Source organism: Larkinella fluvii (assembly GCF_051857545.1).
Taxonomy (GTDB): domain Bacteria; phylum Bacteroidota; class Bacteroidia; order Cytophagales; family Spirosomataceae; genus Larkinella.
The window spans coordinates 16,442-30,689 of sequence record NZ_JBPZHB010000007.1 but is presented as its reverse complement, the minus strand read 5'-3'; the positions used below and the strand labels follow the sequence as shown (position 1 = coordinate 30,689).

Here is a 14,248-nt window from a genome sequence, read left to right as displayed (position 1 = left end):
CTACTGATCTTAACACTACAGCATCATGTTACAAACAATAAAAAGAAGACGACTGCCGATCCTGACGAGTCTCCTGAGCGCCAGTCTCCTGTTTTCCTCTTGCGACAACGGTTTTGAGGAACTCAACACCAACCCGAACGCCCTCACAACGCCGGTGATTCCCAACCTGTTTTCTTACAGCGTGGTGAAAACCGCCGGAACAGGCTACGAAAACCACCGGGGGAATCTGATTTATGCCGGTGCCATTATCCAGCATTTTGCCGCCCTGAACACCTACTGGTCGGGGGATAAGTACCTGTACAACGGTCCGTATTCCGATGCGTTTTTCGAGACGGCCTACGGTTCGCACATCAAGGAACTGGAACAGATCATTGCCCTGACGAAAGACGATCCGGCGCAGTCGAACCTCTACAACGTGGCCCGGATTTTCCGGGTGTTTGCCTACCACCGCGTAACGGATCTGTACGGCGACATTCCGTATTCCGAAGCCGCAAAAGGGTATCTGAACAATACGTACTCACCGAAATACGACAAGCAGGCCGACATTTATGCCGATATGCTCAATGAACTGGATCTGGCGGCTCCGGCCCTCGATGCCACCAAAACCGGCTACGGTGCGGGCGATATCATCTTCGCGGGGGATCTGACCAAATGGAAGAAGTTTGCCTATTCGTTGATGCTTCGCCTGGGTATGCGGCTCACGAAAGTGGACCCGGCCAAAGCGGAAACGTACGTAAAAAAAGCAATTGCCGGGGGCGTCATGCAAAGCAATGACGACATTGCCAAAGTGAACCATGCCGAGGGGGACGACAACAAACGGAACCTCGACAGCAACACGCTGCGGACGCAGGAATACGACGCGGCCAACCTGAAAGGCAATGCCAACAGCAAGTTGAGCCAGACGTTTGTCAACTTCCTGAAAAACAACAACGACCCGCGTCTGCCGTTTATCGCAACCCTGTGGGAAGGAAATGCCGACCCGACCAAAGAAGCAGCAGCAACGGCTCCGGCTTTGCAGAAAGGTTTGCCAAACGGGTATGACGTGACGACGATCAAAACGCTTATTCCAACCTGGACCGACCAGTCGATGGCGACGTATTCGGAAGCCAACCTGAACAAAATCGCCAGCAACTCGGCCCCGACGGTTTTCCAGAGCTATGCCGAAGTGGAATACCTGCTTGCGGAAGCTGCCGTTCGCGGCTGGGGTGACGGTCAGGCGGCTGCACACTACAACAAAGGCGTGACAGCGGCCATGAGCATGATGTCGTTGTACGGCGGAACCATTCCGGCGGCTTCCATCACGGCTTACCTGACGGCGCATCCCTACCTGGCAACCGGTACGACGGCACAACAAATGGAGCAAATTGGCACGCAATACTGGGCGGTGAACTTCCTGAATTCCTACGAAGCCTACGCCAACTGGCGCCGGACGGGCTACCCGGTTTTGACCCCTACCAACTACGCGGGCAACGAAACCGGTGGCACGATCATGCGCCGGTTGCGGTATCCCTCGTCGGAAGCCAGCCGGAACGCGGCCCAATACAATGCCGCCATTGCGGTGCAGGGCCCTGATCTGTTTACGACCCGGATCTGGTGGGATAAACAATAAGTAACTTGTATAATTTCGTAACTTACGGGTTAATAGGCTATCGCTATGTGGGCTTGTTAACCCGTAAGTCTTTTTAATGATTACTACCGTACACTTTCTTCGAATCGGACGGCTTTCGGGCCTGATACGCTGCCTCATCGGTCTGCTGACCGCCCAACCTACTTTGGCCCAGTTTACCCTGCTCAACCCCCAGCAAACCGGTGTGAAATTTGTCAACAAACTGGTCGAGACCGAAAAAAACAACGTGCTGGCCTACGAGTATTTCTACAACGGCGGGGGCGTGGCAGTCGGTGATCTGAACAACGACGGTTTGCCGGATTTGTACTTCACCGGGAACATGGTGGCCGATCGGCTGTACGTCAACCAGGGCAGTTTGAAGTTCAGGGATATTTCGTCTTCGGCGGGAATCGGCAAAGGGCTGGGCTGGAAAACCGGGGTGACGCTGGTCGACATCAACCGCGATGGCTGGCTGGATATTTACGTCTGTTACTCCGGCAGCGGCCGACCGGAACAACGGCGCAACCGGCTCTACATCAACAACAAAAATCTAACGTTCACGGATCAGGCCGCGCAATACGGACTGGATCTGCCAACCCACAGCACCCAGGCGGCTTTCTTTGATTACGACAAGGATGGCGATCTGGACTGTTTCCTGCTCAACCACAACATCAAGGATTTCAAGCGGTTCGATGCGGCTGCCGTAAAAGCCATGCGCGACGAGTTTGCGGGTGACCGCTTGCTCCGCAACGACAATGGAAAGTTCGTGGATGTCAGCGAAGCCGCCGGGATCAAAGGCAATCCGATCGGTTTTGGACTGGGCGTTGCCATTGCGGACATAAACCTCGATGGCTGGCCCGATATTTACGTTTCCAACGACTACATCGAACAGGATTACCTTTATCTCAACGACGGAAAGGGCCACTTTTACGATTCACTGGAAAAGTCGGTCGGGCATTTGAGCTACTTTTCGATGGGCAACGAGGTGACGGACATCAACAACGACGGCTGGCCGGATATTTTTACGCTCGATATGCTGCCCGAAGACAACCGGCGGCAAAAACTGCTCTATGGCCCGGAGAATTACGAAACCTACCAGAACATGCTCCGCAACGGATTTGACCACCAGTTGATGCGGAATATGTTGCAGTTAAACACCGGCGTTCAAAAAGAGAACGGTTTTCTGGTGCCCAAATTCAGCGAAATCGGGCAACTGGCGGGCATCTCCAATACCGACTGGAGCTGGTGTCCGCTATTTGCGGATTTTGACAACGACGGCTGGAAGGATCTGTACGTCACCAACGGCTACCTGCGGGATTACACCAACATGGATTTCATGAAGTTCTACGCCGACCAGCAGTTGAAAATTGCGCGGGGCGATTCGACGGCCATGATGGACATTCTCAGACAAATGCCGTCGACCACAACCCAGCATTATATTTTTCGGAATACCGGTCAGTTAACGTTCGAAAACAAGGTGAAAGCCTGGGGACTGGATCAGAAAGCGCTTTCGAACGGGGCGGTTTATGCCGATCTGGACAACGACGGTGATTTGGAAATCATCACCAACAACATCAATGTTCCGCCCTCGATTTACCGCAACGACAGCCGGGTTTCGGAGCAGCATTATGTGCAGGTTCAGATTGGAGGCAGTCCGGCTACACTCGCTGCCGGAACCAAAGTTTGGGTGTATAGCCAGGGAATGACGCAGTATCAGGAGTTTAACCCCTCGCGCGGTTTTCAGTCCGGTCTGTACACGCCCCTGCATTTTGGTTTGGGCAAAGCGACAACCGTCGATAGCCTGCGGATTGTCTGGCCGAATGACCAGACTCAGGTGTTGCGGGGGGTAAAAGCCAACCAAAAGCTGGTTTTGAAACCGGAGGACGCAGCCGGGAAATACGACTGGAATAAAACCGTCTTGGAGAAACCGGTTTTTACGGAAGTTCTGACCGATTCGCTCCCGTACCGGCATACGGAGGACGCTTATAATGATTTCAAGCGGCAGTTGTTGATTCCCAATATGTTATCATTTCAGGGGCCGCACCTGGCGAAGGCCGATGTCAACGGAGACGGTCTGGTCGATTTGTATGCCGCCGGTGCGAAAGGCCAGCCGGGAAGCTTGCTTTTGCAGCAAAAGAATGGAAGCTGGCAAGTAAGCCCGCAACTGGCTTTCGATGCGGACAAAATGCACGAAGACACAGACGCGCTGTTTTTCGATGCCGACGGTGATGGTGATCCGGACTTGTACGTAGCCAGTGGCGGTTTTGCCTATTTGCCCGATGATCTGCTGTTGCAGGACCGGTTGTACCTCAACGACGGGAAAGGGAATTTTACGCGGCAAACCGGGGCACTTCCCGACGAAACCATCAGTGATGGCTGTGTCGTTTCCCTGGATTTTGACAAAGACGGTGACCTCGATTTGTTCGTAGGGGGCCGGGTCATTCCGGGCCGGTATCCCGAACCCACCAGCAGCCGCATTCTCATAAACGATGGCAAAGGCATTTTTACCGATCAAACCGCTCAGCTTGCGCCCTTTCTAACCAAAATCGGTCTGGTCACCGACGCCGTCGCGCTCGACCTTGACCAAGATGGCTGGCAAGACCTCGTCCTCGTCGGTGAATGGATGCCCATCACGGTGTTGAAAAACAACGCTGGCAAACTATTCACTCATTCGCTCATTCAGTCATTCACTCATTCCTCCGGCTGGTGGAACCGCATCGAAACCGCTGACCTTGACAACGACGGCGACCTGGATCTGATGGTCGGCAATTTTGGCCGCAACAGCCAGATGAAACCGACCGAAACCGAGCCGGTGACGATGGTGTACGGCGATTTTGACCAGAATGAAGCCATCGACCCGTTCCTGTGTTATTACAACCAGGGTCGTTCGTATCCCTTGGTGAGCCGCGACGAAGCCCTCAACCAGCTTTTCCCGCTTCGCCGAAAATTTCCGACCTATCAGTCCTTCGCCGACGCCACCCTGAAAGAGATCCTGACGCCGGAACAACTGACCCGGGCCGACACACTTCAGGCGACCACGTTCAGTTCTATCCTCCTGGAAAACAAGGGCGACGGCACCTTTGCCAAACACGACCTGCCCGTTGAAGCCCAGTTTGCGCCCATCTACGCTCTTGCGCTGGTTGACTACGATGGCGACGGGTTGAAGGATTTGCTGGTCGGAGGAAACCAGTCGTTTACCCGCATCAAGATTGGCAAGATGGATGCCAACTACGGTTCGCTGTTTAAAAACAACGGAACGTTCCGGTTTTCGTACGTGCCGCAGTCAAAGGCCGGTTTTCGGGTTGAGGGCGACGTGCGGGACATCGTCACTCTGGAACAGAATAACACCCTGACCATCTTGTTTAGCCGTAATAATGATAGCATCCGGGTTTACCAAAAGACCCGTTGAGTATGAAAAAAAGACTCCTATTTCTGTTGCTGCTGGCTTGCAGCCTTACCCTCCGGGCCGAACCGCCTGTGGTGGAAACGGAAGCTGCTGCCTACGCGAAAACCTTGAAAAAACTGACCGATGTCATGGTCAACGACGTCACCGGCCCCTGCGCATCGGCCCGGTATTATGCATATGCGAACCTGGCGGCCTATGAATTGCTATTCCAGCAAAAACGCCCGGCCAATTATGTTCCTTTTGGCGGTTTGCTTCGCAGTTATCCGGCATTTGCCGGACAGTCGGACACCCAAATTGACGCCCGGTTTGGTAGTTTATACGCCCTCCTGCGCATGGGTGAGGAGTTGTTGCCGTCGGGCTATACGCTTGAAAAAGACCGGCTGGCGTTGGTGAAAGAGGCCAAAAACCGGTTCCGGCTGACGGATGCCCGTATTCAGGCCACGCGGGCCTACGCCGACACGCTGGTAAAAAAACTCGTCCGGTATGCGGCTCAGGATGGCTACATCAAAACGAGCGGTTATCTGCGTTTCACGCCCACGAACGAACCGGGTTACTGGCAACCGACGCCCCCGGCCTACTCGGAAGCGTATGAACCCCATTGGCCCAAATTGCGTCCTTTTCTGCTCGATAGTGCGTCGCAGTTCCGGCCTTTGCCGATGGTGAAGTACGACGAAAAAACCGGATCGCCGTTTTTTCAACTGGCGAAAGAGGTATACGACACCACCCGCGCACTCACCGATCAGCAACGACACATCGCCAATTTCTGGGACTGCAATCCTTTTTTCCTGAACCAGAAGGGCCACGTTAGTTTCGGGACCAAGAAAATCACACCGGGCGGACATTGGATGGGCATCACCAGCATCGTTTGCCTCCAGCGAAACCTGTCGCTGGCTGAAACCGTACGCTGGCACACACTGGTGGGGTTGACGATGGCCGATGCGTTTATCTCATGCTGGGAAGAAAAATACCACAGCAACCGGATTCGTCCGGAAACCTTTATCAATCAGCACCTTGATCGGGATTGGCGACCGATGTTGCAAACGCCCCCGTTTCCGGAATACACCAGTGGCCACAGCGTGATGTCGGCAGCCATCGCCACGGTTTTGACGACGCTGGCTGGTGGGCCGGTCACGTATACCGACACGGTGGAACTGGAGTTTGGGATTCCGGCCCGATCGTTCCGGTCGTTTGAACAAGCCGCCAGCGAAGCCGCCGTTTCCCGTTTGTACGGCGGGATTCACTTCCGGGATTCCATTGAAAACGGCGTGGCGCAGGGCAAGCAGATCGGACGGTTTTTTATTCAAAAAATGGGAATCAAGTAGGCCATTTTTAAGACACCATGAACAGCGTGTAAGTATGTATAGGAAAAGTAGAATAGTGGTTTTGTTAGTAATACTCAGCGTCTGGAATCGGTCAACGCTTCACGCGCAGGCCGTCGCCGAAAGGTACGCCATCATCCCGTATCCGACGTCGCTGACCCCCAAACCGGGCCAGGTTATTTTGACGCCGGAAACCGGCATCGTCATCCCAAAATCAGCCGCCCTTTTTCGGCGGGAAGCGGACTTTTTGCGCACCATGCTGGAAACCGGATTTGGAAAACCGCTGGCGAAGGCCGTCAAACCGACGGCGACACAAATCATTTTTCAGTATGACGCCGGATTGACGGCACCGGAAGGCTACCGCCTGACCATTACGCCCAAAACCGTAGCGTTGACGGCAAAGGAACCGGCGGGGATGTTCCGGGCCATTCAAACGCTGCGGCAGTTGATGCCGGTAACCCTGGAAAACCGGTCAAATTTCCCGATCCAATCGCTGGCGGTTCCGGCGATGCAGATTGAAGACCAACCGGCGTATGCCTGGCGGGGAATGCACCTAGACGTCTCGCGGCATTTCTTTTCGATGGATTACCTTCGAAAGTTCATCGACCTGTTGGCACTGTACAAATTCAATAAATTTCATCTGCACTTGACTGACGATCAGGGCTGGCGGATCGAAATCAAAAAATACCCGAAACTGACCGAAGTAGGGGCCTGGCGGATGTTCAACAACCAGGATTCGGTGGTGCTGGAGCGGGCGAAAACCAACCCGGATTTCGCCTTGCCGTCGAAGCACCTGATTCAGAAAGACGGGAAAACGATGTACGGCGGTTTTTACACCCAGGCTGAGATGAAGCAACTCATCGCCTACGCGGCCGACCGGCACATCGACATTGTTCCCGAAATCGACATGCCGGGCCACTTGGCGGCTGCCATCAAAGCGTATCCGTTTCTAAGTTGCACCGGCAAAGAGGGGTGGGGCAAGGATTTCTCGGTGCCGATTTGCCCCTGCAATGAAACCACCTACGAATTTACGCAAGCGGTGCTGGATGAGATCATGGCCTTATTTCCAAGCCGGTATGTTCATTTGGGAGCCGATGAGGTCGAAAAAACAACCTGGGCGCAGTCGGATGCGTGTAAGGTGCTGATGCAGCGGGAAGGGCTGAAGGATGTCAACCAATTGCAGAGTTATTTTGTCCATCGCATGGAAAAATACGTTCAGTCGAAGGGTAAAAAATTGCTGGTTTGGGACGATGCGCTGGAAGGGGGGATCAATGCTTCGGCGACGATCATGTACTGGCGGAGTTGGGTGAAAGATGCGCCGGTGAAGGCGGTCAAAAACGGCAATCCAGTCGTGATGACACCCGTCAATACGTTGTATTTCGATGTCTTGCCCAATAAGAATTCCCTTGACAACGTCTATCATTTCAATCCGATACCGGCTGGCCTGACCGAGTCCGAAGCCACGGCGATTCAGGGGGCGCAGGCGAATATCTGGACGGAATACATTCCCTCCGAAAACCGGGTCGACTACATGGCCATGCCCCGGATGACGGCTCTGGCCGAAGCGATCTGGACGAAAGAAAACCGGTATGAGGACTATTTGCAGCGGCTGAAAAGCCACTATCCCCGGCTGGATGCGTTGAATGTCCACTATCGTCTTCCCGATTTATCCGGGTTTACGGACGAAAACGTGTATGTCGACAAGGCACTCTTTACGGTTCAGAAACCGGCTAATCACCTGGTTATTCGCTACCGAACCGACGGTTTGCCACCCGATTCGACATCAACGGTTTTACCTGAAGCCCTACCCATTGTGAAGCCGACCACGTTGACGTTTGCGGCTTTTACACCCGGTGGTCTGAAAGGCGATACCTATACCGCCCGGTTTCGGCAACAGGCGTTGGCGGAGCCCATAATCGCCCGAACGACGCAACCGGGCTTGCAAATCCATTACTACGCCGGTTCGTTCAAAAACTCCAAAGGAATGGCCTCGGCGACGGTTACAGACAGTCTGACAACCCGCGCCATTCAAGTGCCGGTCCAGGCCACGGCTCCCAGTTTTGGACTCCGGTTTCGGGGGTATCTGGCCATTCCAGAAACCGGTGTTTACAGTTTTTTTCTGACCTGCGATGACGGTGGCGTCCTGCGCATCGCCAACCGCGAGGTGGTTGACAACGACGGACAACACGGCCCGATTGAGAAAAGCGGGCAGGTCGCGTTGAAGGCGGGTCTGCACCCGGTCGAACTGGACTTTATCGAAGGCGGAGGAGGGTATACCCTCAAACTGACATACAGCAAAGGCAACGAAGAGCCCCGGGAGGTGCCTTCGAGCTGGCTACTGCATTGATTGTGAAAAGCAAAGTCTATATTCGTTTCATTTAACCCCTTGTTGATTTACCCCATGAAATCCATCCTCATCGGTTTACTCACCGGACTCGTTTTTGCCGGATCGGCCGTTGCCCAGCAACATTCCGAGCAAAACCACGACAAGTATGTCTGGCCAAAAGACAGTCTTGTGAAGAAGAAATTGAATCAGTGGCAGGATATTAAATTCGGACTGCTCATGCACTGGGGAACTTACAGCCAGTGGGGTGTGGTCGAGTCGTGGTCGCTTTGCCCGGAGGACGAAGGCTGGTGTGTGCGCCGGGGACCGGAGTCTGGTAATTGGTATGGGTACAAGAAGGCGTATGAAAATCTGCAAACCACTTTCAACCCCACCCGCTTCAATCCGGAACGCTGGGCCACGGCCGCCAAAGCCGCCGGGATGAAGTACATGATCTTCACGACCAAGCACCACGACGGTTTTTGCATGTTCGATTCGAAGCAAACCGACTACAAAATCACCAGTACCAAATCGCCGTTTTCGTCAAATCCGCGCAGCAACGTGACCAAGGAAATTCTGGGAGCGTTTCGGAATGAAGGGTTTATGGTCGGCACCTATTTTTCCAAACCCGACTGGAATACTGAGTCGTACTGGTGGCCGTATTTTCCGCCGAAAGACCGCAACGTCAGCTACGACCCGAAGAAATACCCCGAACTCTGGAAGAAATTCAGCGATTTTTCCTACAACCAGATCCAGGAATTGATGACCGGGTACGGGAAAGTGGACATTCTGTGGCTGGATGGCGGTTGGGTGCGCCCGGCCAGCACCATCGACTCAACCGTGAGCTGGCAGCGCACGATTCCCTACAGCCAGGACATCGACATGGGACGCATCGCCGGGATGGGTCGCCAAAACCAGCCCGGTTTGCTCGTCGTCGACCGGACAGTTTCGGGCGAGTTCGAAAACTACGTGACGCCCGAGCAGCAAATCCCGGATCACTACATGCCGATTCCGTGGGAAAGCTGTCTGACCATGGGCGATAGCTGGTCGTACATTCCGAAAGAAAACTTCAAACCGGCTCGTAAACTGGTGCAAATGCTGGTGGATATTGTGGCCAAAAACGGCAATCTGCTGCTGAACATCGCTCCCGGTCCCGATGGCGAATGGCACGAGGAAGCGTACACGCGGCTGGCGGAAATTGGCGAGTGGATCAAGGTCAACGGCGAGTCGGTGTATGGCACCAAACCGCTGGCTCCGTATCGCCAGAACCAGTGGGCTTTTACCGCCAACGGCAAAGTTCAGTATGCGTCGTATTTACCGAAAGAGACTGAAACCGTATTACCGGCTACTTTAACACTCCCGATTGTACCGACTCAGCCCAAAGCTACGCTGACTATTCTGGGCAGCAAACAGGCCTTGAAATGGAAAAAAGTGGGAAGTGGTGTGGAGGTGAGTGTTCCGGAAAAACTGCGGCAGCAACTGGCCGGCAAACCGGTTTGGGTTGTCAAAATTGAGTAATGGATTAACGAACTTCCGATGAAAAACCGCATTCTTTTTTCTGCGTTTCTGGTCATGGCTACGGTTTTGACGGTTCAGGCGCAACGCATTTATAACTTCCCCCAGGGTCTGGCAATCGGGCCGTGTCACCAGTACGGGCGTGAGGCTTTGTATACTGATCAACTGGCGTATCATCTATACCGGGGGGATTTGAAAAAACCGGCTGAGGGGCAGGGCCTGTCAATTAGTAGCACCGATTCGCTCCGCTGGCAAGCCGTAACACCCGATAAAGAGGGTAAATTCCGGGGGCGTTCGTTCAACAACGGATACCTCTACCTGACGTACCAGGCCGACCGCGATCAGGTGGCCGTGTTGCAGGCCACCGGGCATAACATGGTGTATGTCAACGGCGCACCCCACGCGGGCGATCCGTATGCGCTCGGCTGGCTGGCCGTTCCGGTCGCCCTGAAAAAGGGACTAAATGAAATTTACCTGCGGACCTCGCAGTTTTCGCGTTTTCAGGGTCTCATGGCAAAACTTGTTTTTCCCGAAAAACCGGTGTTCCTGAAAATTGAAGATCCAACCTTGCCGAGTGTGGTGTTGGGCAACCAGTCCGAGCAGCTCTGGGGCGCCGTCGTGCTGGTCAACACAACCAACAAACCGCTGGCGGGTCTGAAAATGAAAAGCCGCCTGTCTGGCAAAGAGGTGGTGACGGATTTACCAACGGTTCCGGCTCTGAGTACGCGCAAGGTAGGGTTTCGGATGGACGCGTCGGGCGTTTCCAAAAAAGAAGCGGGAGCGGTTTTGATTAGTTTGGTGCAATCCGGAAAAGCGATTGACGAAAAAGAACTGACGCTGTCCGTCGCTGCGCCGGGCGAGCATTACAGCCAGACCTTCATCAGTGGCATCGACGGCAGTGTTCAGTATTTCGGGGTGGCTCCCCAGACCAAACCGGATGGACAGGCACCGGCCTTGTTTCTGTCGGTCCACGGGGCCGGGGTCGAGGCCATTGGGCAGGCGCGGGCCTATCAGCCGAAAGACTGGGGTGTTCTGGTGGCACCGACCAACCGGCGGCCCCGGGGCTTTAACTGGGAAGACTGGGGGCGACTGGATGCACTGGAAGTGTTGGACATTGCCAAAAAACAATTCAAACCCGATCCGCAGCGCATTTACCTGACCGGCCACTCAATGGGCGGACACGGTACTTGGTATCTGGGGGCGACGTTTCCGGGCAATTGGGCCGCCATTGCACCCTGCGCCGGGTATCCAACGCTGGCCGGTTACGGTTCGCACGACGGGAAAATTCCCGAAGAGGGCGGAACGGCTTTGGAAAAAATGCTCTTGCGAACCAGCAATCCCAGCAACGTGCTGGCCCTCGCGTCCAATTACAAACCGTTGGGCGTCTACATCCTGCACGGCGACGCCGACCGCACGGTTTCGGTGGAATATGCCCGTCAGATGCGCAAACTGCTCGGTACGTTTCATCCCGATTTCACGCACTACGAATATCCGGGCGGGTCGCACTGGTACGGCAATGAGAGCGTCGACTGGAAGCCGGTTTTCGACTATTTCAAATGGCACCGCATTGCCGCCGACAGCGCCGTCAACGTCATTGATTTCACGACCGCCAACCCCGCCATTTCTCCGACAATGCGTTGGGTATCAGTCGAGCAGCAGGAGCATCCGTTGCAGTATAGCCGGGTTCAGTTGAAACGTGATAAAAAAGCCAAAACGATTACCGGGAAAACCGATAATGTCGCCTTGCTGTCGTTGAATCTGGCGGATTTTGCCGTTGGAGAAACCGTAACGATTACGCTGGATAGTCTGAAAGCGATTGCGTATCAGGTCAAAAATCCGGCTGAAAAACTGTTTCTTGTCAAAAATGCGGTATGGGAAGTTGGTAGCAAACCGGCCTTGACAGCGAAAGGCTCCCACCGCAATGGCACGTTTAAAGAACCGTTCAATCATCGGATGGTATTTGTCTACGGCACGACGGGGACGGCGGCCGAAAACGAATGGGCGTTCAACAAAGCGCGGTATGATGCCGAAACCTGGTATTACCGGGGCAATGGCGCCGTGGACATGGTATCAGACAAGGAATTTAATCCGGCGCAATTTGCCGATCGGGGCGTCGTGCTTTTTGGTAATGCAACGACCAACGGAGCGTGGAACAAGCTGTTGAAAGACTGCCCGATTCAAGTCAGCCGGGGGGCGTTACGAATTGGAGATGAGCAGTATACCGGCGAAGACGTCAGTGCCTACTTTAGCTGGCCCCGCGCCGACAGCCCGGTGGCATCGGTGGCGGTGGTAACCGGAACCGGTTTGGCAGGCCTGAAAGCTGCCGATGCTAACCAGTATTTTGCGGCTGGCAGCGGTTTTCCGGATTACATGATTTTCGGCCTGGACATGGCCAAAGAGGGCATCAAGGGCGTTCGGAAAGCCGGATTTTTCGACAATACTTGGAAACTGGAGAGTCGGGAAGCGGTAGGGAAGTAGGGCTCAGGACTCGGTAAAGATTTCTTTGATACGCATTCGAAAACCGCTGATCACTTCGGATTCCAGAACACCATCTTTCAATTTTTGCGCCAGTTGAAACGCGTTTCCGTCGAGCAGATATTGTTCGACGGTTTCGTGTTCGACATCCACAATCCAGTATTCCTGCACGCCGTGGAGGGCATAATCGGTCATTTTGATACCATAGTCTCTTTCGCGGGTGCTATCGGACAAGATTTCGACCACAAAATCGGGCGGGGGAAAGGCCGATTGCTTTGGTTCAAATTGAACGGATTAAAAGCAAATGTCGGGTTCGTAATCGTTCCGGGTGAGACGAACCATTACTTTTTCGACGCCAACTCTTCCTAAACGGTTTTCTCTAACATGGGGGATGAGATAGCCGAGTATATTCGTAGAGGCCATCCAATGCCGCCCATAAACTGGTGAATGGTAGATGATTTCACCCAAAATAAACTCGGCTTTTTCCCTTCGTCGACCTCGGCCCAGGATTGATGACGACGGCGTTGTTCATCCTGCCAGGCCTTCTCAAGTTCTTCCCAGTATTTCTCGTAAATTTGGCGCTTTCAGGAAGTCGTCAATAATCGTCAGGCGTCTAGAAAAAGCTTTTTACAAGTATAATAAGATTTCTTCGGGGCTGTTACAATCCGGTTCCGACACTTTATTTTTGCACGCAAGGTTATAAGCCCCCGGTTTTTCTCTTTATTGTCAAAAAAGTAAACCCTCCATAATGAAACTATTTCGCTTTGGCTCACCGGACAACGAACGCCCCGGTGTCATGCTGCCTTCGGGTGCCAGTCTGGATGTAACCGCTTTCGGACACGATTACGACGAAACTTTTTTTGCCACCAACGGTCTCGAAAAGCTGGCTACCTGGCTGGAAACCAACGCATCAAGCTGCCCCAGTGTGTCGGGAAGTGTTCGCCGGGCGTCGTGCATCAAACGGCCGTCCAAGATCGTCTGCGTGGGTCTGAACTACGCCAAACATGCCGCCGAAACCAACGCCCCGGTTCCTGCCGAACCCATTTTGTTTTTCAAATCCACCACGGCTTTGGTTGGTCCGGATGACAATGTGATGATTCCGAAAGCGTCTGAAAAAACGGACTGGGAAGTGGAACTGGCCATTGTCATTGGCAAAAAAGCCACGTACGTTTCCAAAGAAGACGCTTTCGACTACATTGCGGGCTACGCCGTTCACAATGACTACAGCGAACGGGCGTTCCAGTTGGAGCGCGGTGGGCAGTGGGTAAAGGGCAAAAGTGCCGACACCTTTGCGCCCCTCGGGCCGTTTATGGTGACGAAAGACGAAGTGCCGAATCCGAATAAGCTGGGTCTCTGGCTGCGCGTCAACGGCGAGTCGTTGCAGGATTCCAACACCGACGACATGATTTTCGACGTTCCCACGCTCGTTAGCTACATCAGTCAGTTCATGACGCTGCTCCCCGGCGATGTCATTTCGACCGGAACGCCATCCGGCGTCGGCATGGGCCTCAAACCGCAACGCTTCCTCAAACCCGGCGACGTGGTAGAACTCGGCATCGAAGGCTTGGGAACCCAAAAGCAGACGGCTGTTGCTTACAGTTAAA

At 54.0% G+C, this 14,248-nt stretch carries 7 protein-coding genes and 1 pseudogene; 7 read left to right on the top strand and 1 reads right to left on the bottom strand.

Annotation, left to right across the window (positions count from 1 at the left end):
- Positions 1-25: 25 nt before the first annotated feature.
- The 6 genes from ACS5NO_RS19110 to ACS5NO_RS19085 all read left to right on the top strand — a co-directional run bounded on the left by ACS5NO_RS19110 (position 26) and on the right by ACS5NO_RS19085 (position 12,647).
- The gene (locus ACS5NO_RS19110) at positions 26-1,609 is read left to right on the top strand and encodes a SusD/RagB family nutrient-binding outer membrane lipoprotein (RefSeq protein ID WP_439416627.1); all 1,584 of its coding nucleotides are present in this window, start codon (positions 26-28) and stop codon (positions 1,607-1,609) included.
- Between the two features lie 76 nt (positions 1,610-1,685).
- Positions 1,686-5,015 (top strand): VCBS repeat-containing protein, encoded by a 3,330-nt coding sequence (locus ACS5NO_RS19105; protein WP_439416626.1) that lies wholly within the window; start codon positions 1,686-1,688, stop codon positions 5,013-5,015.
- Positions 5,016-5,017: 2 nt separating this feature from the next.
- The gene (locus ACS5NO_RS19100) at positions 5,018-6,334 is read left to right on the top strand and encodes a vanadium-dependent haloperoxidase (protein WP_439416625.1); all 1,317 of its coding nucleotides are present in this window, start codon (positions 5,018-5,020) and stop codon (positions 6,332-6,334) included.
- Between the two features lie 61 nt (positions 6,335-6,395).
- Positions 6,396-8,678, top strand: coding sequence for a family 20 glycosylhydrolase (locus tag ACS5NO_RS19095; RefSeq protein ID WP_439416624.1), 2,283 nt, complete (start codon positions 6,396-6,398; stop codon positions 8,676-8,678).
- 54 nt (positions 8,679-8,732) lie between these two features.
- Complete coding sequence (locus ACS5NO_RS19090; RefSeq protein WP_439416623.1) at positions 8,733-10,172, top strand: alpha-L-fucosidase; 1,440 nt, start codon at positions 8,733-8,735, stop codon at positions 10,170-10,172.
- Between the two features lie 18 nt (positions 10,173-10,190).
- Positions 10,191-12,647, top strand: coding sequence for a carboxylesterase family protein (locus ACS5NO_RS19085; RefSeq protein WP_439416622.1), 2,457 nt, complete (start codon positions 10,191-10,193; stop codon positions 12,645-12,647).
- A 3-nt stretch (positions 12,648-12,650) separates the two neighbouring features.
- Here the strand turns inward: ACS5NO_RS19085 and ACS5NO_RS19080 are convergent.
- Positions 12,651-13,151, bottom strand: a pseudogene (locus ACS5NO_RS19080) (Uma2 family endonuclease).
- A gap of 241 nt (positions 13,152-13,392) precedes the next feature.
- Between ACS5NO_RS19080 and ACS5NO_RS19075 the strand changes: the two are divergent.
- Entirely contained in the window at positions 13,393-14,247 is an 855-nt protein-coding gene (locus tag ACS5NO_RS19075) for a fumarylacetoacetate hydrolase family protein (RefSeq protein ID WP_138992033.1), read from the top strand.
- Position 14,248 lies beyond the last annotated feature (1 nt).